This window comes from Jidongwangia harbinensis (genome assembly GCF_020216025.1).
GTDB lineage: Bacteria > Actinomycetota > Actinomycetes > Mycobacteriales > Micromonosporaceae > Actinoplanes > Actinoplanes harbinensis.
Map to the genome: position 1 here is coordinate 1 of NZ_JAIWNC010000052.1, position 21,993 is coordinate 21,993.

The window sequence follows — 21,993 nt, forward strand, 5'->3', positions numbered from 1 at the left end:
GCGGCTTGGGGGGTCCAGTTGCCGCCGAGGCTGGTGGCGGTGAAGGAGCGGAAGTAGCGGCCGTTGGCGCCGATGGCTTCGACGATCATGAGGTATTGGTTCTGGCCTTGGATTTTGTAGATCTGGGGTGCTTCGAAGAGGTTGTTGGTGGTGTCGCTCATGATGGTGGTGTAGCTGGTGCCGAAGTTGCCGGGGAAGTTGCCGATGGGCATGGAGGCTCGGTAGATCTTGCCGTTGTCGCCGGCGAAGAAGAGGTACATGTTCTGGCTGTCGCCGATGAGGGCCTGGTCGATGGGTCCGGTGTTGGAGCCGGTGATGGAGCCGGTGAACAGGTTTTGTGGTGCGGACCAGCCGTTGGGGTTGGTGGGGTCGGTGGAGGTGCGGTAGGAGAAGGCGGGTCCGCCCCATTGGTAGGCGAGAACCCAGATGTTCTTGGGGGCGAAGTAGAACAGTGAGGGTGCGACGGTGGCGGAGGACATCGCGTTCTGGCTGGCGGTGGCGAGTTCGGTGAAGTTGTTGATCAGGCTGAAGTTCATCGAGCCCCAGGTGGTGCCGGTGTCGTGGGTGGTGGCGTAGACGAGGTGCCGGCCGTTGTAGGGGGCGGTGGTGAAGTCCTTGAGCGAGACCCAGCCGGAGCGGGGGTTGGCGAGTACGCCGGTGGAGTTCCACCGGTAACTCGACGGCAGACTGCACGAGGCGGGTGGCGGCGTCGTCGGTCCGGACGGCGGGGGCGTCGTCGGTCCGGACGGCGGGGGAGTCGACGGCCCCACACTCCCGGTGCACGCCACGCCGTTCAGCGCGAAGCTCGTCGGCGCCGGGTTGCTGCCCGTGGACGAGCCGTTGAAGCCGAACGAGGCCGTGCCGTTGGTCGCGATCGACCCGTTGTAGCTGACGTTTCTCGCGGTCACCGCCGCGCCGCTCTGCGTCAGTGTGGTGTTCCACGCCTGCGTCACGGTCTGCCCGGCGCCGAACGACCAGGTCAGCGTCCAGCTGGTCAGCGGATCACCCAGATTGGTGATCGTCACGTTGGCGCCGAACCCGTCCTGCCACTGGGACGACACGGCGTAGGCCACCGAACAGCCCGCGGCCGCGGCGCCGGCCGGCAGCGCCACGGCGACCGCGGTGGACACGAGCAGTGCGGCACCGGCCGACGCGAGGCCGGCTCTGGTCGCTCGGGACCTGTTCATGACGCATCCTCCTACCGGACATGGCGGCCGACGTATGCGTGGGGATTGATGTTTCTGTTAACGTTAACAAGCCGCGTCAGGCATGCTACGGGAGCGCTCCCATGGGCTCAATAAAAGCTCATTCAAAATTCTTGAACGTCAATCCGTGGGTACGACCTGCGCGGCGAAAGGCCAGCTCACCACGGTGGTACACGGGACGTAACACTTTTTGGGCAACTTCTTCTTGCTGATCGTGAAAACGGATGCAACATGGCCCGGTGCCATTCGGCAAACGTTTGCCTAGTCGAAAGGGTGTGCCGTCGGCGTGGCATTGGGCGGCGGGTATTGCGGGCGCCGGGGCCCGCACGAGCGGCCGCGCCGCGTGGCGCCCGTGCGGTATCCGGTCACCGGTGCGTCTAGGCGACGGTGCAGGCGGCGCCGTTGAGCGTGAACGCACTCGGCGCGGCCGTGTTGCCGCTGTGCGTGGCCTGGAAGCCGACGGTCACCGAGCCGTTGGCCGCGATGGCGCCGTTGTGGCCGACGTTGCGCGCGGTCACCTGCCCGGAGGACGGCGAGTAGGTGGCGTTCCATCCGGACGTGATGGTCTGGCCGCTCGGCAGCGTGAAGACCAGGGACCAGCCGTTGATGCCGGCGGAACCGGTGTTGGTGATGGTGAGGTTGGAGGTCAGGCCGTTGTTCCAGGCGGTGATCGTGTCGGTGACCCGGCAGGCCCCGGACGCCGGCGGGTTGGACGGCGGGTTCGAGGGCGGGTTCGACGGCGGGTTGGACGGCGGATTCGAGGGCGGGTTCGAGGGCGGGGACGGCGGCACCGCGTTGGAGATTCCGAAGAACGAGATCGCCGCGGCGGCCATTCCGCTGCTGGGCAGGCTGTGCCCGGCACCCTGGACGCTGTACGCCTCGACCTGGACGACGCTGCCCGCGTCCATGAAGCGGCGGCGGTTCCAGTTGGCCTGCGGCGTGTCGGTGGACGTGGGTGTCTGGCTCAGCCCGAACACGTTGGTCCACTGCTCGACCGACTCCTGCAGCAGCGAGTAGGGCACGAGCGTGTCGTTGGTGCCGTGCCAGAGCTGCACCCGGGGACGCGGCCCGGTGTAGCCGGGATACGCCTGGCGGACCGCGTCGCCCCACTGCTGGGGCGTGCGGTTCATGTTGCCTCCGGTGCACTGGCCGCCGGGCGGGTAGTCGGCCGCGTTGGCGAAGCAGTTGAAGGGCACGCCCATGAAGGCGGCGCCGGCCTTGAACAGGTCGGGGTAGACCGCCATCATGTGCTGGGTCATCATGCCGCCGGACGAGCTGCCGGTGGCGTAGACGCGGTTCAGGTCACCGGCGTGCTGCCGGTTGGCGTACGCCACCATGGACGCGATGGAGACCGGGTCGCTGCCGCCGTCGCGCCGCTTGGACGCCGCGGACCAGGTGTCGAAGCACTTGCCGAAGCCGGCCTCCTGCATGGCGGACGGGTAGATCACGATGTACCCGTACTGGTCGGCGAGCCGGGCGAACTCGCTGCCCGAGTAGAAGCCGGGGCCGGAGCCGCCGCACCCGTGCATGGCCACCACGATCGGCGGGTTGGCCGGGCGGCGGTCCGGGACGTAGATGTGCATGCGCATCCCGCCGGGGTTGGCGCCGAAGTTGGTGACCTCGGTCAGCGACGCCGCGTACGCGGGCCGAGTCGCCGGTACGGCCACCCCGGCCACGGCCAGTGCGACAGCCGCGGCCAGGAGCAGCTTCCGTCTGATCTTCATGCTGATGACTCCTCGAGGGAAGGCGGGGACCGTCGCACGCTGCGGGCCGCACCGCGGTGCGGCCGCATGGCGGCGGATGAGGATGGTGGTGGCGGTACTCGGTAGCCGGAGCGCCCGCCGGTCCACCGGCGCCCAAGGTCGCCGGAGCGATGCGCGCCACGCCCTCCTGTCGCGCATCGGGGCCGGCCTGCGCCGGTACCCACCGCCGTGCCCCGGCCGTTTCGCACGGCCCGGCGCCACAAGCGTTGTATGGCACTTAGCTTGCTCCACGGCCGCAAAACTGTCAATCGACAAGTTTCGATCCACTGGCCGTGTCACCGGCGGCCCGCGCCGGGCGCCCGATTACAGTCGGGGTCACCCGTCACCAAGATCCCGCCGGAGCGTCACCGTGACCAGCCCGTACGACATCGAGGAGATCTTTCCGGGCGACGCCGCGGGGGCGGTGCGGCTGCCCCGGCGGCAGGCCGGGAACTCACCGCAGGACCTCACCGTGACCCTGCTGGCCGACTACACCCTGCGTACCCGGGCCTGGTTGCCGTCGGCGGCCCTGGTCGCCCTGCTCGCCGAGGCCGGGGTGAACCAGGCCGGGGCGCGGACTGCGATCAGCCGGCTCGCCCGCCGGGGCGTGCTGGAGGGGCGCCGGCGGGGGCGGCAGACCGCGTACCGGCTCACCCCGGCCGCGGCCACGTTCCTGGCCGTCGGCGGCAGCGCGATCGTCTCGCCCGCCGACGGCATCGAGCCGTGGGACGAACACTGGACCCTGATCGCCTTCTCGCTACCGCAGGAGGTGAGCAACCAGCGGCGCGGGCTGCGCGCGCAGCTGCGGTGGATGGGCTTCGCGCCGCTGTACGACGGGCTCTGGGTCTCGCCCCGGGACCTCACCGGGAAGGCCCAGGCCCAGCTGACGCACCTCACGCTCGGCGCCATCACGGTGTTCCGCGCCCGGCACGTCGACTTCGACACCGCGGTCCGGCGCGGCCCCCTCGACGCCTGGGACACCGCGGCGATCGCCGAACAGTACGAGTCCTTCATCCGCCGGTGGAGCCCGACGCCGCCCCGGATGGCCGCCGGGGAGATCGCGGGCGCCGAGGCGGTCCGGGTCCGTACCGAGGTGATGGACACCTACCGGCGGCTGCCCATCCTGGACCCGCAGCTGCCCAGCCGGCTGCTTCCGCCGGGCTGGCTGCGCGAGCCCGCGCGCGACCTGTTCGCCGCCATCTACGACGGACTCGCCGAGACCGCGCAGAACCACGTCCGCGCGGTCGCGGCCCGCTCCGGCGACGAACCGCTGTCCGGCGTACGGGCGCACACCGTGGCCGAACTCGCGGCCGGTCTGCCGAAGGACGACTAGCCGGCCGGGGTCGCGATCCGCGAACGCCGCCGGAAAGTGTTACGTGCGGCCCACCAAAGACGCCGCGCAAGTCGCCTGCGGCCCGCGTCTTGAGCGCGTGGAAACACTCTGGCAACATTGCTGCGTATCGATGGGAGCGCTACCAACCAGCGCGTTCAGATCCGCTGTGTCCTGGCGATATACCGCTGTTAACGATAACAGAATTCGTGATCTTGAAGGGGCGGGACGAGGCACCGATGACATCGCTCAAGCGTGCGACCGCGGGGCTGCTGAGCCTGCTCTGCGCCGCCGTCCTGCTGCCCGGCGCGGACGCCCGCGCGGACAACCCGATCGTGCAGACCATCTACACGGCGGACCCGGCGCCGCTGGTGCACAACGGACGGGTCTACCTGTACACCGGCCACGACGAGGACGGCTCGACCTACTTCACCATGCGGGAGTGGCGGGTCTACTCCTCGGCGGACATGGCGAACTGGACCGACCACGGCTCACCGATGAGCCTCGCCACGTTCAGCTGGGCGAGCGCGGACGCCTGGGCCGGTCACGTCATCGCCCGCAACGGCAGGTTCTACTGGTACGTGCCGGTGAAGAACCGGGCCACCGGCCGGATGGCCATCGGCGTCGGTGTCGCCGACAGCCCCACCGGGCCGTTCCGCGACGCCCTCGGCCGGCCGCTGGTGGAGAACGGTGAGATCGACCCCGCGGCCTTCCTCGACGACGACGGCCAGGCCTACCTCTACTGGGGCAACCCCAACCTGTGGTACGTCCGGCTCAACCCGGACATGATCTCCTTCTCCGGCGGCCCCACCCAGATCCCGCTCACCGCCGCCGGGTTCGGCGCCCGCAGCGGCAACCCGAGCCGGCCCACGCTGTACGAAGAGGCGCCCTGGGTCTTCAAGCGCAACGGCATGTACTACAACGTGTTCGCGGCGGAGTGCTGCTCGGAGTTCATCGCCTACTCGACCGCCCCGGGCCCGACCGGGCCGTGGACCTACCGCGGCACCGTCATGCCGCGTCAGGGCGCGAGCTTCACCAACCACGCCGGCGTCATCGACTTCAACGGCGGCTCGTACTTCTTCTACCACAACGGCGCGCTTCCCGGCGGGAGCGGCTACACCCGGTCGGTGGCCGTGGAGAAGTTCAGCTACCGGGCCGACGGCACCATCCCGACGATGTCCATGACCACGGCCGGCCCGCCGCAGATCGCCCCGCTCGATCCGTACGTGCGCCAGGAGGCCGAGACCATCGCCTGGTCGTCCGGGGTGGAGACGGAGGTGTCCGCCGAGGGCGGGATGAACGTCGGCTTCATCGAGAACGGCGACCACATCAAGGTCAAGGGCGTCGCGTTCGGCGGCGGTGCGACGTCGTTCAGCGCCCGGGTGGCGTCGGGGACCAGCGGCGGGCGGATCGAGCTGCGGCTCGGCGGCCCAAGCGGCACCACGGTGGGCACCTGCACCGTGCCGGCCACCGGCGGATGGCAGACCTGGACCACGGTCACCTGCCCGGTCAGCGGCGCGACCGGCACCCAGGACCTGTACCTGCGGTTCGCCGGCGGCAGCGGCTACCTGCTCAACCTGAACTGGTGGCAGTTCCACAGCTGACCCGAGCGCATCGAGCGAGGAGACGACGATGAACCACGACGGTACGACCGCAGTGTCCCGGCCCGGGAGACGCCGCCTGCTGGCCGTGCTGGCCGCGGTGCTGACCATGCTCGCCGGTGGGGTGGCCGCGGTCGTCTCCGCGCCGGCCGCGTCCGCGGCGACGGTCGACCCGAGCGCCTGGTACGTGCTGGTGAACCGCAACAGCGGCAAGGCCCTGGACGTCTACAACCTGGCCACCAACGACGGTGCCCGGATCACCCAGTGGTCCCGCAACGACGGCGCCCAGCAGCAGTGGCAGTTCGTCGACTCCGGCGGCGGCTACTACCGCCTGCGCTCCCGGCACTCCGGCAAGGTCCTCGACGTCTACAACCTCTCCACCGCGGACGGGGCGAGCATCGTCCAGTGGACCGACGGCAACGGCACCAACCAGCAGTTCCGGCTGGCGGACTCCGACGGCGGGTTCGTCCGCCTGCTCAACCGCAACAGCGGCAAGGCCGTCGAGGTGCAGAACGCGTCGACGGCCGACGGGGGAAACATCGTGCAGTACGCCGACCACAACGGCGCCGGGCAGCAGTGGCAGCTGGTCCCGGTGGGCACCGGCGGCACACCGACCACGCCGCCGCCGGCGAACGGCACCTTCAACAACCCGGTGATCTGGCAGGACTTCGCGGACGGCGACATCATCCGGGTCGGCGACGCCTACTACTACTCCGCCTCGACCATGCACTACTCGCCGGGCGCGCCGGTCCTGCGGTCCTACGACCTGGTCAACTGGGAGTACGCCGGACACTCCGTGCCCCGGCTGGACTTCGGAAGTGAGGCGTACAACCTCAACGGCGGCCGGGCGTACGTCAAGGGCATCTGGGCGTCGACGCTGAACTACCGGCCCAGCAACAGCACGTACTACTGGCTGGGCTGCATCGAGTTCAACCGGTCCTACGTCTACACCGCGGCGGCGGTGGACGGCACCTGGACGAAACGCGCCCAGCTGCCGTGCTACTACGACGCCGGGCTGCTGTTCGACAACGACACGCCGTACGTCGCGTACGGCAACGGCACCATCAGCGTCGCCCAGCTCAACGCGGACCTCACCGCACAGGTCCGGGCCCAGACCGTCTACCAGACCCCGTCGAACATCGGCACGCTCGAGGGCGCCCGGATGTACAAGCGCGGCAACTACTACTACATCTGGCTGACCCGCCCGGCCAACGGCCAGTACGTGCTGCGCTCGACCAGCCCGTGGGGTCCGTACGAACAGCGCCAGGTCCTGCTCGACCTGCCCGGCCCGATCTCCGGCGGCGGCGTCCCGCACCAGGGCGGCATCGTGCAGACCCAGAACGGCGACTGGTGGTACATGGCGTTCACCGACGCCTACCCCGGCGGGCGGATGCCCACCCTGGCGCCGATCACCTGGTCCGGCGACGGCTGGCCGGTCCTGCAGACGGTCAACGGCCGCTGGGGCGCCACGTACCCGAAGCCGGCGATCAGCACGACCCGGACGGTGCGGCCGATGACCGGCGCGGACACCTTCACCGGTACCACGCTGGGGCCGCAGTGGGAGTGGAACCACAACCCGGACACCAGCCGGTACAGCGTCGGCGACGGGCTGCGCCTGCAGACCGCCACCGTGACCGGGGACCTGTACAACGCCCGCAACACGCTGACCCACCGCATCCAGGGCCCGACCTCGACCGCGACGATCGAGCTGGACCACGCGGGCATGGCCAACGGGGACCGGGCCGGGCTGGCCATGCTGCGGGACCAGTCGGCGTACATCGGACTCAAACGGGACAACGGCACCACCCGGGTGGTGATGGTGAACGGGCTGACCATGAACAGCAGCTGGGCCACCACCGGCACGGGCTCGGAGGCGGCCGCCGCGGCGGTCTCCGGCACCCGGATCTGGTTGCGGATCAACGCCGACATCCGGCCCGGCTCCGGCCGGCAGGCCCGGTTCTCGTACAGTACCGACGGCGTGACGTTCACCCCGCTCGGGCCGGCGTTCACCCTGAACAACGCGTGGCAGTTCTTCATGGGCTACCGCTACGGGATCTTCAACCACGCCACCCAGGCACTCGGCGGCTCCGTCACGGTGCGGCGCTTCGAGATGACCACCCCCTGAAAAACCCCGCCCGCGCATCGCCGTCGAACCATGGGGTGGGGCGACGGCGATGCGCGGCCGGTGCGGAAAGGCGAACCGTGCAGGCCCTGGACCGTGAGACCGAGCACCTCGTCGTCGCCGCCCAGCACGGGGACCGGCGGGCCGCCGAGGACCTCGTGGCCCGGCACCTGCCGCTGCTGTACAACCTGGTGGGCCGGGCCCTCGACGGGCACACCGACGTGGACGACGTGGTGCAGGAGACGATCCTGCGGGCGTTCCGGGACCTGTCCAGCCTGCGCTCGCCCGCCAGGTTCCGGTCCTGGCTGGTGTCCATCGCCATGCACCAGATCAGCAGCCGGATGCGGGCCTGGCGACTGCACCGCGAACGCACCGGGCACCTCGGCGAAGCCGGCGATCTGCCGGATCCGCACGCCGACTTCGCCGAGGTGACCATCCTGCGGCTCGGCCTGTCCGGGCAGCGGCGGCAGGTGGCCGAGGCGGGCCGGTGGCTCGACCCGGGGGACCGGGAACTGCTGTCCCTGTGGTGGCTGGAACTCGCCGGTGCGGTCAACCGGGCGGACATCGCCGCGGCGCTGGGGATCAGCGGCGCGCACACCCGGGTCCGGATCCAGCGGATGCACCGCCGCCTCGACCTGAGCCGGTACCTGGTGGCCGCGCTGCGGGCCCGGCCGCGCTGCCCGGTGCTCGACGAGGCCGCCCGCCACTGGGACGGCGTACCGGGCCCGCGCTGGCGCAAACGCTTCGCCCGCCACCTGCGGGACTGCGACGTCTGCGGTTCCGTGCGGACCGGCTTCGTGCCGATCGAGCGCCTGCTGGCCGGGCTGGCACTGGTCCCCGTTCCGGCGTCCCTGAGCGTCACGATCGCCGGCGGCGCGCTGACTGCGGGTGCGGTCGCGGGCGGCGCGGCCTCGGGGGCCGGGACCGCCGTCGGGGTGAGCCTGGGCGGATGGCTCGGCTCGGCCACCGGGCTCAAGGCGGCCGTGGCGGTCGCGACGGTCGCCACCTCCGGCGGGTGGTACCTCGCCCGCCCGGACCCGGCGACGCCCCCGCCGGTGGCCGCACCGCCGGCCGCGTCCGCCCGGCCGGCACCCCCGGCATCCCCGGCCCGGCCCGGCACCGTTCCGCGGCGGACCTCGGCGCCGGCCCCGGAGCCGCCGCCCGCCACCCCGGCGTCCTCGGCCTCGCCGAGCCGCACCGGGCTGCTGCGACTCGGCGAGGCCACGCTGCGCCCGGCCGGCGATCCCGGGCGGACCGTCGTACCGCGCGACGGCGAGCTGGTGGTGGTGTCCCTGCCGCCGGGTGAGACCGGAGCGGCGACGTTCTCCGTGCTGACCGGGCTGGCCGATCCGGCGTGCTACTCGCTGCGGTCCGGCGACGGTCGGTACGTCCGGCACAGTTCCTGGCGCCTGGTCCTCGCCGTCGCCGAGGACGCGCCGCTGTTCCGGTCCGACGCGACGTTCTGCCCGCAGCGGGCCGCCGACGGCGCGGTGCGGCTGCGGTCGCACAACTATCCGGGCTCCTACGTGCACCGCCGCGGCGACGAGATGTGGGTCGATCGGGCCGAGCCCACCGACGACTTCACGGCCGAGAGCACGTTCGTCGTGGATCCGGTCTGACCACGGCCCGGTACCCGGTCAGGACAGCACCGCCGGTCGCCCGGGGGTGAGCCAGGTCAGGTCGTCCGGCGGGAACGCGGCGGCGATCTCGGCCCGCCCCTCGTGGAAGTGTGACCAGCCCTCGTAGTGCACGGGCACCACGTGGCGCGGCCTGATCCGGCGACACAGTCGCGCCGCGTCCCGGCCGGTCATGGTGAACCGGGCCGGTCCGGTCAGGCCGAACTGCACCTTGCCCAGGTGCAGGACCGCGGTGCCGACCGTGAACCGCTCGGCCACCGCGAGCAGGCCGGGAAAGAGCACGGTGTCACCGGAGATCCAGACGACCTCCGCCGCGCCGGCCGGCCGTAGCGCGAACCCGGTCGTCGCCCCGACCAGCGGCACGGCCCACGCCGGGCCGTGCCGGGACGGCGTGGCGGTGACCGTGAGGTCACCGACCGCCGCGTCCTGGAATGCGGCCAGGCCGACCGCGGTGCCGCCGAGACGCCGCGCGGCGGCCTCCGTGGTGAGCACGACGGGAACCGTCGACAACAACTCGCGGCCGGCGTCGTCGAGGTTGTCGGCGTGCTGGTCGTGGGTGAGCAGCACGGCGTCCAGCGGCCCGAGATCGGCGCGCGGAACCGCGGGGCCGGCGGTCTTGCGGGAGGACGTGCCCCAGCCGAACGAGTACCGCCGGCCGGGGGCGTCGAAGGTCGGGTCGACCAGCAGGCGCACCCCGCCCAGCTCCAGCAGGGTGGTCGGCCCGCCGATGTGGGTGATGCGGACCTGGGTCATGTGCCGGTCGGCACGGGACCGGTCCGGGCGTGGCGCAGGGCCCAGTCAAGCACCTCGTCCGCGATCGCCTCCCAGCCCTTCTGCGCGGGCAGCAGGTGGGCGTAGCCGGGGTACTCGCGGATCTCGGTCACGGTGTCGGACTTGTAGTGCTTGTGGTTGGACTGCTGAACGGCGGGCGGCATGATGTGGTCCTCGCCGCCGGAGACGAACAGCAGCGGGGCCCGGCGGTCGTTGTGGTAGTCGACCCAGGTGTCCTGGTGACCGGGCTGGAAGTTGGCCAGCACGCTGCCCCACAGGATGTTGCCGTTGGCGGGGATGTGGTAGCGGTCGTACAGCGCCTTCGATTCCTCCGCGGTGAAGGTGTTGGTGAACGCGTAGGTCCACTCCGGGAGCGTGAGGCCGACCGCCTTGTGCCGGTTGGCCGGGGACTTCAGCACCGGGAACGTCGATTTCACCTGGGCCAGCGGTACCACCCGGACGCCCTCGGTGGGCGCGGAGTTGAGTGCCACGCCGGCCGCACCGTAGCCGTGGTCCAGCAGGATCTGGGTGAACGCACCACCGGCCGAGTGGCCGATGATGATCGGTTGCTGACCCAGGCCCTGGATGATCTTCTCGATCTTGTCGATGATGGCCGGAACGGTGACGGCGGTGATGATGTCCGGGTTCGCGTTGAGCGCCTCGACCTCGACCTCGAACCCGGGGTAGCCGGGTGCGATGACCCGGAACCCCTTCTGCTCGTAGTGCGTGATCCAGTTCTCCCAGCTGCGCGGCGTCACCCAGAAGCCGTGCACCAGAACGATGGTGTCGGGGTTCATGAGCGAACCGTAGGCCGGGTAGGTGATCCGGCGCCTTCGTCGGGTGTGCATTCCGTTGTGCGCCGTGTGCACAGCGGTCCGCGGGTGCTGCCCAGGGCGGGTGCGGGTGCACGCCTGGCACAGCAGAATGCACGTCCTGCCGACCCGCGGCGAGCCGGATCGACGCTACGCTTCGGCCATGCACCGGAGCGATTCGGCGATGCGCCACTTCGACCTGACCGACAACGAGCCGTCGTCCCGGGTCGCGATCCTGGACGAGGCGGCACGCACCTGCTCGGTGCCGTTCCGGGCGCGACCGGCCGACCGCGGTCGCCGGGTCCGGTTCCAGCACATGGACCGGTACTTCGGCGGTGTCAACGTCACCCGGACCGCGCTCGACAACTTCTCCGGGCTGCGGTCGGCGAAACTCGCGCGCACCGATCCCGCGCCGCGACTGATCCTCACCGTCTCCTCCGGACCGTACCTCATCGAGCAGAACGGCCGGGCGGTTCGGCAGCGATCGGTCTCCATGGTTCCGTACTGGAGCTGCGACGCCTACCGCCTGCACGGCGACGAACCGACCCGGGCCTGGTCCGTGACCGTGCCCATCGCGGACCTGGGCCTGCCCTACCTCTTCCTGCGCGACGTCGGGGTCCGCAACATCGGCCACAGCCCACTCGGCCCGATGGTCCGCAAGTACCTGGTCGAACTGGCCGGGCTGGGCGAACTGACCCCGGAACGGGCCGCGTCCCTGGCGCACCCCACGGTCGACCTGATCCGCGCCCTGCTGACCACGGCCGGCGGCGACGAGTTCCTCAGCCGGCAACCGCTCGGCCGCACCCTGGGCATGCGGATCATGCTGCATCTCCGCAGCCAGGTAAGCGACCCGGAGCTGAGTGCCGACAAACTCGCGGCCCACTTCGGCATCTCCAAACGCTACCTGTACGCGGTGCTCGCCGGCATGAACGTCACGCTCGGCGAATGGATCCGGACCGAACGGCTCGGCCGCGCCGCGCGGGCGCTGACCAATCCGGCCAACGCACTGGTCTCGGTGGCGGCCATCGCCCGGATGTCCGGCTATCCGGACCACTCCTCGTTCTCCCGGGCGTTCCGGCAACGGTACGGGTGCACGCCGTCGGACTGGCGGCTGCGCACCGGCCCGGACGGCACCGAGCCGGACCCCCAGGGGGATCCGGCTCGGTGGAGCGGGTCGGCTCAGCCCAGCAGGCGGGCCCAGTAGACGAGTTCGTCGGCCTGCGCGGCCGTGAGGCCGGCCTTCTTGTCCTTCGGCTCCTTGAGCACCTTGCTGATGTACAGCTCGATCTGCCCGTGGTCCAGCTTGTTGCACAGGTCCTGGCCGAGGCCCACGCCGGCGTTGTTCGCGGCGAGGTAGCGCAGCGTCAGCGCCTTCAGGTCCGGCACGCTCGGCGTGACCGTGTAGTCGGCGGACACGGCCGCGGCGGTGTTGCCCGCGAGGTCGGTGCCGCCGGCGCAGGTGGCCGTGTACCGGGCCCGGTTGTCCCGGGCCACGGTCAGGACGGCCGCCCGGGCCACGCCGGAGACGGTGTCGGCCGTGTCGCAGCCCGCCGCCGGCATCGCGCCGAGCGGGTAGGTCGCGAGGCCGAGCCCGCTGACCCGCACCGCCGGAGCGGCGGTGTCGACGTTCAGGCCGGTGACCGCGGCGGCGGTCGTGTTGCCCGCCCGGTCGGTGACGGTCCCGGTGGCGCTCCGGGCGGCACCGTCGCCGTCGACGCGGACGGGCGCCGGGCAGTCGGCGACGCCGGAGCCGCCGTCGGCACAGGTGAAGCTCACCGACGGCGCGGTGCGGTACCAGCCGGCCGCGTTCGCCGTGCCGTCCACCGCGGCCTGGTACGCCGGCGCCGTCCGGTCCACGCTGACCCGGACGCTGGTGCTGGCCACGTTGCCGGCGCGGTCGGTCACGGTGCCCGTGACGACCTGGTCGGCCCCGTCCCGGGTGAGGGTGACCGGCGACGAGCAGGTGCCGACGCCGGACTGGGCGTCCACGCAGGTGAAGATCACCGAGACCGGACCGTTGTGCCATCCGTTGCGGTCGGCGGCCCGGGTGAGCGCCGCCTTGATCGTCGGCGGGGTCTTCTCGGGCGCGGCCGGGGTGACCACCGGCGCCGGGACCACGGGTGCGGTCGGGTCGGTGACGGTCAGCGGCGCCATGCCACTGCCGTTGACGTTGTACGCCTTGACCTCGACGACCCAGTTCTTGCCCAGGGGCAGGTTGAGCACGCCGGAGGTGGCCGGCGCCTTCACCTTCACCGAGCCGGCGGTGGCCTTCTCGACGCCGTACATGAGCAGGTAGTAGTCGACCGCCGGGCCGCTCGTCGGCGCCTGCCAGGTCACGTCCACCAGCGTCGAGTTGGGCCGGCGGGTGGCGACCGCACCTGCCGGGTCGGCCGGCTTGTGCTTGTCGATCAGCGACTTGCCGAGCACGGCCGCGCAGGTGCCGTACTGGTTCTGCGGGGCGACCTGCACGAGGTACGTCCGGGCCGGGTCCAGGTTCGGGAACCGGTGGCTGGTCGCCGTGGTGACCTGGTCCAGCAGGACGACGCTGTCGGAGTACCGGATGAGCTGCATGCGGTAGCCGGTCAACGGCGCCTCGCCCGCCCAGGTGGGTTCGTTCCAGCTGATCGTGCCGATGCTGCCGTCGGCGCCGTCGCGCCCGGGGACGGCGCCCATGATGCCGCTGGGGGCCAGGGTGCGCGCGGTGACGAAGGGGCTGTACTCGCCGGGCCCGTCCGCGTTCTCGGTGGCCACCCGCACCTTGTACGACACGCAGGGTCCGGTCGTGGGGATCGTGTAGGTCGTGGTGTCGCCCGGGACGAAGGTGACCGTCTCGGTGCCGCCCTGGACCATGTCGATGCGGTAGAAGGTCGCACCGGCGACCGGCTCCCAGGACATCACGATCCGGGTGGCGTCGTCGGCGGCGCGCGTCACGGTCAGTCCCTGCGGCGCCGGCAGAGCCGTGGACGCGTCCGACGCGAGCGCCGGCGTCCCCGTCAAGGCCAGCGACGCGGCCACCGCGGCGGCGCCGGTTCCGGCCAGGAGTCGTACCCGCATCTTTCCTCGTCTTCCTCATCGGCCGCCCCAACGGCGGCGCTGATCAGGGGATCGGCGGCCAACCTCAAGCTGGCCTGAAGACGGCGTCAAGGAGCCCTGTGGTTCCACCCGGCCACTGCGACGGGCCGGACCGGCCGCGCCTGGGGCCGGTCAGCGCCGCAGGGTCAGACGGAACACGCAGCCCTCGCCGCCGGGTCCCGGCGACCGCAGGGTGAGGGTGCCGCCGTGCGCCTCGGCGATCTGACCGGCGATCGGCAGGCCGAGGCCGGTGCCGTGCACGTCCGGCCGGCCGCGCCAGAAGCGCTGGAAGACGCGGTGCTGGTCGCCGGCCGGGATGCCCGGGCCGTTGTCCGCGACCGTCACGGCGAGCCCGGTCGCGCTGCTCTCCACGGTGACCCGCACGGCCGCCCCCGCGGGGGCGTACCGGATCGCGTTGTCGACGAGGTTCGCGACCGCCCGCTTCACGGTCGGCTCGTCGACGGAGCACTCGGCGCGCGGCGGCCCGGCCAGCGACACCGTGGTGCCCTTCGACGCGGCGAGTACCGCGGCGTCCTCGACGACGTCCCGGACGACGGCCATCAGGTCGGCCGGCCTCCGGTCGAGCAGGCGGGCCCGCCCGCGGGCGTCCACGAGCAGTTCGTCGATCGCCTTCCGCAGCCGCACCGCGGACGTCCGGGAACGCCGCAGCCCCTCCCGGTAGACCTCCACGGTCGGATCCGGGTGGGACAGCAGCACGTCGGCGTTGGTCATCAGGACGGCCAGCGGTATCCGCAGTTCGTGGCTGGCCTCCTCGATCAGCCGCCGCTGGGCGTCGGCCGCCCGTTCCAGCCGGTCCAGCATCGCGTCGAAGCCGGCGGCGAGCGACACGACCTCGGTCGGGCCGTGGCGCAGGCCGATGCGGCGGCTGAGGTCGGTCGCCTCGATGTCCTCGGCGACCGCCCGGATCCAGTCGATCGGGCGGACCGCCCGGCCGGCCCACCACCAGGCCAGCGCCGCCGCGGCCGGGGCGAGGGCGAGGACCGTCCAGCCGGCCCACCCGGACCGGTGGGTGGTGTGCCGTACCTCCTCCGCGGTCCGCGCGGCGTTCACCGTCGTCTCGGTGTCGGTGGCCACGACCACGCCGAACAGCAGGAGCGCCGGGAGATAGATCGCCAGGAACCCGGGCACCGCGAGGCGGACCCGCAGGGAGCGCCAGGTCCCGGTCACGACGGCGCCCCCAGCCGGTAGCCGACGCTGGTGACCGTGACGATCAGCGCCGGGTCGCCGAGCTTGCGGCGCAGCCGGCTGAGGATCACCCGGACCGATGCGGTGAACGGGTTCGCGTGGACGTCCCAGACGTGCTCCAGCAGATCCTCGGCGGACAGCACCTCGCCCGGGTGGTGCATGAAGTACCGCAGCAGGGAGAACTCACGCGCGGTCAGGTTCAGTTCGGCGCCGCCACGCCAGGCGCGGTGCGCGGCGAGGTCCAGGGTCAACTCCCCGACCTGGATCCTCGCTCCGTACCCGGTGCCGCGCCGGGCCAGGGCCCGCAGCCGGGCGACCAGTTCGGCGAAGTGGAACGGCTTGACGAGGTAGTCGTCGGCACCGGCGTCGAGCCCGGCGACCCGGTCGGCCACGGCGTCCCGGGCGGTCAGCACGAGGCTCCGTCGCGGGCGGCGCAGCGCACCGTCGTGCGCGAGCCGGCGCAGCAGGTCGAGGCCGTCCCCGTCGGGCAGCCCGAGGTCGACGCAGGCGACGTCGTACCCGGTGGTCCGGAGCAGCTCCTCGGCGTCCGCGTAGGTGCCGGCCAGATCCACCGCGTACGACTCGTTGCGCAGGCCGAGCGCCACGACCTCGGCGAGATCGGGATCGTCCTCGATGAGCAGGATGCGCATGGCGGACCGGGTCCCGTCAGCCGGCCCGGCGGGCGGTCGTGCCGCCCGCGGGCCCGGTCACGGTCATCCGGTCGCCGGCGAACGCGACGGTGACCTCGGGGCCGCCGCCGGTGGGGTCGTCCGGCCGGTAGTGGTCACCGGACCGGACGAACGACAGCGCCGGAGCCCCGGTGGGCAGCTCGGCACCCTGCACGCCGCCGTTCGCGTCGACGGCGTACCAGCCCAGGACCGATCGTCCGCCGGTCGTGACGGTCACGTAGCTGCGCAGTTCGCCGTCGGCGAGGATCGTGCCGGCCGGGGTGACCGCGGTGATCGGACCGAACTCCGATTCGATGAGGCCGCGTTCCGTGCGGCCCTCGCCGGTGCGCCCGGCCAGCAGCGCCGACACCCGCTCCGCGTGCCGGCGGACGTCGCCGGGCGGGACGCCGCGGGGCGGGAGGAGCGCCGCGACGCCGTCCGCGCCGTGGGCGGAGATCTCCATGCGGCCGTCCCGTGCGGTCACCTCGAACGAACCTCCCGTGCCCAGCCGGTAGGTGCCGACGATACCGGCGCCGTCCACCGCACCGGCCGACGTGCCGGGCACCGGCACCGGATCACCGGCGAACAGCGCCGGGCCGATCGCGCCGAGCAGCTTCTCCGCGGTCATCCCCGGCCGGTTGGAGGTGACCACCACCGCCCGCTGCCGTTCCGGCAGCCAGGCGACCACCACGTTGTGGCCGACGTCGCCGCCCCCGCCGGCGGTCATCAGCACGGGCATGCCGTGCACCTTCGCCGCGAGCGCCACCCACCCCGGCGTCTCCGACCGGCCGTCGCCCAGGTCGAAGCCGGGCCGGCCGATGGCCGCGACGGACCCGCCGGAGACCACGGCGCCGGTGAAGAGCGCGTGGGTCCAGGACGCCAGCTGCCGCGCGGTCATGGCGAGTCCGCCGTTGCCGTCCAGCGCCCAGTGCGGTCCGCCGAAGTCGCCCCGCTGACCGGTGCCGCCGCCGTCCAGATAGCCGACGGCGCGCGGCCCGGCCGCGGCCGGAGTGCCGTTCCAGAAGCCCCCGGCGACCCGGCCGCCGGGCCGGGACAGAATCCTCGACGCGGTGTAGTCCCGGTAGCTCCGGCCCGACAGCTTCTCGATGATGAGGGCCAGCAGGGTGTACCCGCCGTTGGAGTAGGCGTGGCCGGTGCCCGGCGGGAAGGCCAGCCGGAGCCGGCCGAGGGCCGCGACGGCGGCGTCCCGCGACAGCGGCCGGTAGTCCTCGCCGTGCGATCCGGTCAGCCCGCTGGTGTGCAGGAGCAGCTGCCGCACGGTGGCCGCGCGGACCGGTCCGGCCAGTTCGGGCAGCAGCCGGCCGGCCCGGTCGTCCAGCGTCAGCTTCCCGTCGTCGACCAGGCCGAAGACGGTGGCGGCGGTGACCGCCTTGGTGACCGAGCCGATGCTGAAGACGGTGTCCGGCGTGTTCCGTGTCCCGGTGGCGTCGTTCGCCGATCCGTACCCGGCCAGGCATTCGAACCGGCCGCCGGTGGAGATCGCGACCGACCCGCTGAACCCGGATCGTGCCCAGGCGCCGAACGCGGCGTCGAGGGTGCGGTCGCACGCCGGTTCCGCGCCGGTGGTGGCCGGTCCCGGACCGGGAGTGTCCGCTGTGCAGGCGGCCAGTGCCGCGGCCAGCAGCACGGACATCATCGCCAGACGTCTGTTCATCCGGCGACCGTACGAAGGGCCCTGCGAACGTGCGGTAAACGAACCTGGACCGGCGCGCGTCCGGCCAGAACCGGGTCGACCAGGACGGGCTGATCAGGCTGAACGAGATGACACCCGCCGGATGAGCCGGGCCGACGCGCCTGTCACCGCTGTTCAGCCTGCTCGGTGCCGCCGGAACGAGGGCCGGCGTACCGCAGGGCGGAGGACCGGGGTCCGGTCCGGTCGGGCCCGCCGGGATGCTCCCGGGGCACCACGGCCACCGGGCAGTCGGCGGTGCGGGCCACCACCAGCGGTACGCCGTCCTGGCGCGGCCAGCCCATCGGACCGTGCTGCCGGCCCTCGACGACCAGCAGGCCGGCGCCGATCCCGGCCTGCACCAGGGCTTCCGGCACCGGCCCGCGGAGGATCGCCCGCCGGCTCCGGACCGCGGGAAACGCCACCGAGTACGGCTCCACCCGCTCGCGCAGCACGTGCAGGGCGCGCGCGTCCAGGGCGGCGCGGGTGCGCGGGTGGGTGACGTGCTCCCGCGGACCGTCGGGGCAGACGTGCACCGCGGCGAGCGGTACCCGGTGCTGGCCGGCCCAGGCGAACGCGAACCGCAGGGCCGCGTGCCCGGACGTCTCGCCGTCCACGGCGACCACGACATGCCCGGCGAACGCCGCGCCCCGGCCGCCGGCCAGACCGCGCACCACGACGACCGGGCAGCGGGCGTGCCGCAGGATGCGGCGCACCGTGGTGCCGGCACCACCGGCACCGATCACGAGCAGGTCCGCGGCGCACTCGGTCAGCACCGACTCCGGCGCGGCCGCCGAGGTCCGCACGGCCACCCGCTGCCCGCCGAGGCGGTTGCGCAGCACCCCGACGGTGTGCGCGAGCGACGGGTCCGCCACCTCCAACGGCAGCGCCGGCAGCCGGTCCGGGAACCGCGCGGCGGGGTAGGCGCGCAGGAGGACCAGGCGCGAGTCCGTGGCGGCGGCCTCGTCGGCCGCCCAGGCCAGTGCCGCCGATCCGTGTGCGCCACCGACCCCGGCGACGATCGTGCCGGTCATCGGCCGCACCGGCCCGTCGCTCGTGCCGGGGCCGCCGGGCGGCCGTGCCCCGGGGAGACGGTCATGGTGCACCTCCGGATCAGCACACGGTCAGCCCGCGGGCCCGGAACCGGCCGCGGACCCGGTCGAGCAGCTCGGCGCCGGGTGGCTCCGTCTCGGCCAGCGGGAAGTCGATGCCCAGGGCGGCGTACTTGCCGGCGCCCAGGCGGTGGAACGGCAGGACCTCGACCCGTTCGACGGTGGGCACGGCCGCCACGATGTCGGCGACCGCGTCGACGTTCGCCGGGTCGTCGGTGAGGCCGGGCACCAGCACGAACCGGACCCAGATCGGGATGCCGCGCCCGGCGAGGCGGTGGGCGAACCGGACGGTCGGCGTGAGGCGGCCGGTCCGGGTCACCCGCTGGTAGGTGCCGGGGTCGCCGGACTTGATGTCGAGCAGGACCAGGTCGACCGCGTCGAGCAGGGCGTCGTCGGCCCGGTCGCCGAGGAAGCCGCTGGTGTCCAGCGCGGTGTGCAGGCCCATCGCCGTGCAGCGGGTGAGCACCTCGCGGACGAACGCCGGCTGTTGCAGCGGTTCGCCGCCGCTGATGGTGACCCCGCCGCCGGCGACCTTGATGAACCGTTCGTAGCGGCGGATCCGGGTGACCAGCTCGTCGACGGTGGTGGGCTCGCCGTTGCGCTGGTACCAGGTGTCCGGGCTGTGGCAGTACTGGCACCGCAGCGGGCAGCCGGCGAGGAACGCCACGAACCGGGTGCCCGGCCCGTCCACTCCGGTGGAGACGTCGAAGGAGTGGACGGCGCCGGTCACGGGCACGGCCTGGACGCTCACAGCGCACCGTGGAAGGTCCGGGAGATCACGTCGTGCTGCTGCTCGCGGGTGAGCCGGACGAAGTTGACCGCGTAGCCGGACACCCTGATGGTGAGCTGCGGGTATTTCTCGGGGTGGGCCATGGCGTCGGTGAGGGTGGCCCGGTCGAGCACGTTGACGTTGAGGTGGAAGCCGCCGGCGTCGGTGTAGCCGTCCAGGACCCCGGCCAGGTTGCCGATCCGCTCGTCCCGGGTGTGCCCGAGGCCGTCCGGGGTGACCGTGGTGGTCAGGGAGATGCCGTCCCGGGCGCAGCGGTACGGCAGCTTGGCGACCGACAGCGCGGCGGCGACCAGGCCGTGCCGGTCCCGGCCGTTCATCGGGTTGGCGCCGGGCGCGAACGGCTCGCCGGTGCGCCGCCCGTCCGGGGTGTTGCCGGTGTGCTTGCCGTAGACCACGTTCGACGTGATGGTCAGCACCGACAGGCTGGGTTCGGCACCACGGTACGCCGGCTGCCGGCGGATCTTCGCCATGAACCGTTCGACCAGGTCGACGGCGATCGCGTCGGCGCGGTCGTCGTTGTTGCCGAAGGTCGGAAAGTCCCCGTCCACGGCGTAGTCGACGACCAGCCCGGTGGTGTCGCGCAGCGCCTTGACCTGGGCGTACCGGATCGCGGAGAGGCTGTCGGCGGCCACCGAGAGTCCGGCGATGCCGGTGGCGAGGAAGCGGTGCACCGGGTAGTCGTGCAGGGCCATCTCGATGCGCTCGTAGGCGTACCTGTCGTGCATGTAGTGGATGACGTTGAGCGCGTCCACGTACGTCTCGGCCAGCCAGTCCAGGGTGCGGTCGAACGCGGCGAGCACCTCGGCGTAGTCGAGCACGTCCCCGGCGACCGGTGGGCCCACCGGCGCCACCTGCTCGCCGGTGATCTCGTCGCGGCCGCCGTTGATCGCGTACAGCAGGGCCTTGGCCAGGTTGGCCCGGGCGCCGAAGAACTGCATGTCCTTGCCGACCCGCATGGCGGACACGCAGCACGCGATGGCGGTGTCGTCGCTGTAGTCGGGCCGGATCAGGTCGTCGTTCTCGTACTGGATGGAGCTGGTGTCGATGGAGACCTGGGCGCAGAACCGCTTGAAGCCCTCGGGCAGCGCCGGCGACCACAGGACGGTCAGGTTCGGCTCGGGTGCGGGTCCGAGGTTGTAGAGCGTCTGCAGGTAGCGGAAGCTGCTGCGGGTCACCAGCGGCCGGCCGTCCGCGCCGCGGCCGCCGATCGCCTCGGTCACCCAGGTGGGGTCGCCGGAGAACAGCTGGTCGTACTCGGGCGTGCGCAGGAACCGGATGATCCGCAGCTTGATCACGAAGTCGTCGATGAGTTCCTGCGCGGCGGACTCGGTGAGGGTGCCCTCGTCGATGTCGCGTTGCAGGTAGATGTCCACGAACGTCGAGGTCCGGCCGAGCGACATGGCCGCGCCGTTCTGTTCCTTGGTGGCGGCCAGGTAGGCGAAGTACAGCCACTGGATCGCCTCGCGGCCGGTGGTCGCCGGCCCGGAGATGTCCGAGCCGTACCCGGCCGCCATGGTCTTGAGTTCTTCGAGGGCGCGGATCTGCTCGGCCAGTTCCTCGCGGTCGCGGATGACGTCCTCGGCGGAGAGCCGCGCGTCCAGGGCGTCCTTGCGGGCACGCCGTTCGGCGATCAGCCGGTCCACGCCGTACAGGGCGACCCGGCGGTAGTCACCGATGATCCGGCCGCGGCCGTACGCGTCGGGCAGCCCGGTGATGATGTGTGAACGCCGCGCGGCCAGCACGTCGGCGGGGTACGCGTCGAAGACGCCGTCGTTGTGCGTCTTGCGGTACCGGGAGTAGATCGCGTGCACCGCCGGGTCCAGCGCGTACCCGTAGGCCTTGAGCCCGGCCTCGACCATCCGCAGGCCGCCGGCCGGCATGATGGCCCGGCGCAGCGGCGCGCTGGTCTGCAGTCCGACGATCAGTTCGTGCGAGCGGTCGAGGTAGCCGGGGGCGTGCGCGGTGATGGTCGACGGGGTGTGCGTGTCGACGTCGTAGATCCCGCGCCGGCGTTCCTCGACGAACATGCGCTGCAGTTCCTGCCAGATCCGGTCGGTGCGGTGCGTCGGCCCGGCCAGGAACGCCCCGTCGCCGGTGTAGGGCGTGACGTTGTCGTGGATGAACCCGGCCACGTCGATCGTGTCGCGCCAGGCCGTACCCGTGAACCCACGCCAGGCATCTCTGCGTTCCTGCACCATGACTCCTCCTCGCTTCTCCTCCCAGCCTCGCCGGTGA

General features: G+C 72.2%; 16 protein-coding genes. 5 read left to right on the forward strand and 11 right to left on the reverse strand.

From position 1 onward, the window contains the following. Positions 1-1,187, reverse strand: a 1,187-nt coding sequence (locus LDL48_RS38575; RefSeq protein WP_225260129.1) for a non-reducing end alpha-L-arabinofuranosidase family hydrolase, incomplete at its 3' end; no start/stop codon positions are given. Positions 1,188-1,582: 395 nt separating this feature from the next. Next, positions 1,583-2,929: an extracellular catalytic domain type 1 short-chain-length polyhydroxyalkanoate depolymerase gene (locus LDL48_RS38580; RefSeq protein ID WP_225260130.1), complete on the reverse strand. Its 1,347-nt coding sequence runs from the start codon at positions 2,927-2,929 to the stop codon at positions 1,583-1,585. A gap of 388 nt (positions 2,930-3,317) precedes the next feature. Here LDL48_RS38580 and LDL48_RS38585 point away from each other — a divergent pair, with 388 nt between their 5' ends. From LDL48_RS38585 to LDL48_RS38600, 4 genes are all read left to right on the forward strand, one after another. Continuing rightward, the gene (locus LDL48_RS38585; RefSeq protein WP_225260131.1) at positions 3,318-4,280 is read left to right on the forward strand and encodes a PaaX family transcriptional regulator; all 963 of its coding nucleotides are present in this window, start codon (positions 3,318-3,320) and stop codon (positions 4,278-4,280) included. Between the two features lie 236 nt (positions 4,281-4,516). Next, positions 4,517-5,881, forward strand: a complete 1,365-nt coding sequence (locus LDL48_RS38590; protein WP_225260132.1) for a glycoside hydrolase family 43 protein — start codon at positions 4,517-4,519, stop codon at positions 5,879-5,881. 28 nt (positions 5,882-5,909) lie between these two features. Continuing rightward, entirely contained in the window at positions 5,910-8,003 is a 2,094-nt protein-coding gene (locus LDL48_RS38595) for a family 43 glycosylhydrolase (RefSeq protein ID WP_225260133.1), read from the forward strand. Positions 8,004-8,080: 77 nt separating this feature from the next. Further along, positions 8,081-9,619, forward strand: a complete 1,539-nt coding sequence (locus LDL48_RS38600; protein WP_225260134.1) for a sigma-70 family RNA polymerase sigma factor — start codon at positions 8,081-8,083, stop codon at positions 9,617-9,619. A gap of 18 nt (positions 9,620-9,637) precedes the next feature. Here the strand turns inward: LDL48_RS38600 and LDL48_RS38605 are convergent, their stop codons facing one another. Together LDL48_RS38605 and LDL48_RS38610 are read right to left on the reverse strand one after the other, a co-directional pair. Next, entirely contained in the window at positions 9,638-10,390 is a 753-nt protein-coding gene (locus LDL48_RS38605) for an MBL fold metallo-hydrolase (RefSeq protein WP_225260135.1), read from the reverse strand. Beyond that, the gene (locus LDL48_RS38610; protein ID WP_225260136.1) at positions 10,387-11,205 is read right to left on the reverse strand and encodes an alpha/beta hydrolase; all 819 of its coding nucleotides are present in this window, start codon (positions 11,203-11,205) and stop codon (positions 10,387-10,389) included. Before LDL48_RS38610 ends, LDL48_RS38605 begins: the two co-directional genes overlap by 4 nt. A 178-nt stretch (positions 11,206-11,383) precedes the next feature. Here LDL48_RS38610 and LDL48_RS38615 point away from each other — a divergent pair, with 178 nt between their 5' ends. After that, the gene (locus LDL48_RS38615) at positions 11,384-12,424 is read left to right on the forward strand and encodes a helix-turn-helix transcriptional regulator (RefSeq protein ID WP_225260137.1); all 1,041 of its coding nucleotides are present in this window, start codon (positions 11,384-11,386) and stop codon (positions 12,422-12,424) included. Here LDL48_RS38615 and LDL48_RS44330 read toward each other — a convergent pair. The 7 genes from LDL48_RS44330 to pflB all read right to left on the reverse strand — a co-directional run bounded on the left by LDL48_RS44330 (position 12,400) and on the right by pflB (position 21,956). Further along, a complete protein-coding gene (locus LDL48_RS44330; protein ID WP_272493137.1) occupies positions 12,400-14,274 on the reverse strand; it encodes a fibronectin type III domain-containing protein in 1,875 nt (624 codons plus the stop codon). The two genes, LDL48_RS38615 and LDL48_RS44330, sit on opposite strands and share 25 nt — an antisense overlap. Before the next feature lie 150 nt (positions 14,275-14,424). Continuing rightward, entirely contained in the window at positions 14,425-15,480 is a 1,056-nt protein-coding gene (locus LDL48_RS38625) for a HAMP domain-containing sensor histidine kinase (RefSeq protein ID WP_225260138.1), read from the reverse strand. Further along, positions 15,477-16,148: a response regulator transcription factor gene (locus tag LDL48_RS38630; RefSeq protein ID WP_225260139.1), complete on the reverse strand. Its 672-nt coding sequence runs from the start codon at positions 16,146-16,148 to the stop codon at positions 15,477-15,479. Before LDL48_RS38630 ends, LDL48_RS38625 begins: the two co-directional genes overlap by 4 nt. A 16-nt stretch (positions 16,149-16,164) precedes the next feature. Next, the gene (locus LDL48_RS38635) at positions 16,165-17,841 is read right to left on the reverse strand and encodes a serine hydrolase domain-containing protein (RefSeq protein ID WP_225260140.1); all 1,677 of its coding nucleotides are present in this window, start codon (positions 17,839-17,841) and stop codon (positions 16,165-16,167) included. A 143-nt stretch (positions 17,842-17,984) separates the two neighbouring features. Continuing rightward, positions 17,985-18,890 carry a universal stress protein gene (locus tag LDL48_RS38640; protein WP_225260141.1) on the reverse strand — a complete coding sequence of 302 codons (906 nt, stop codon included), beginning with the start codon at positions 18,888-18,890 and terminating at the stop codon, positions 17,985-17,987. A 79-nt stretch (positions 18,891-18,969) separates the two neighbouring features. Further along, complete coding sequence (gene pflA / locus LDL48_RS38645) at positions 18,970-19,719, reverse strand: pyruvate formate-lyase-activating protein (RefSeq protein ID WP_225260142.1); 750 nt, start codon at positions 19,717-19,719, stop codon at positions 18,970-18,972. Continuing rightward, positions 19,716-21,956: a formate C-acetyltransferase gene (pflB, locus tag LDL48_RS38650; protein WP_225260143.1), complete on the reverse strand. Its 2,241-nt coding sequence runs from the start codon at positions 21,954-21,956 to the stop codon at positions 19,716-19,718. Before pflB ends, pflA begins: the two co-directional genes overlap by 4 nt. Positions 21,957-21,993 lie beyond the last annotated feature (37 nt).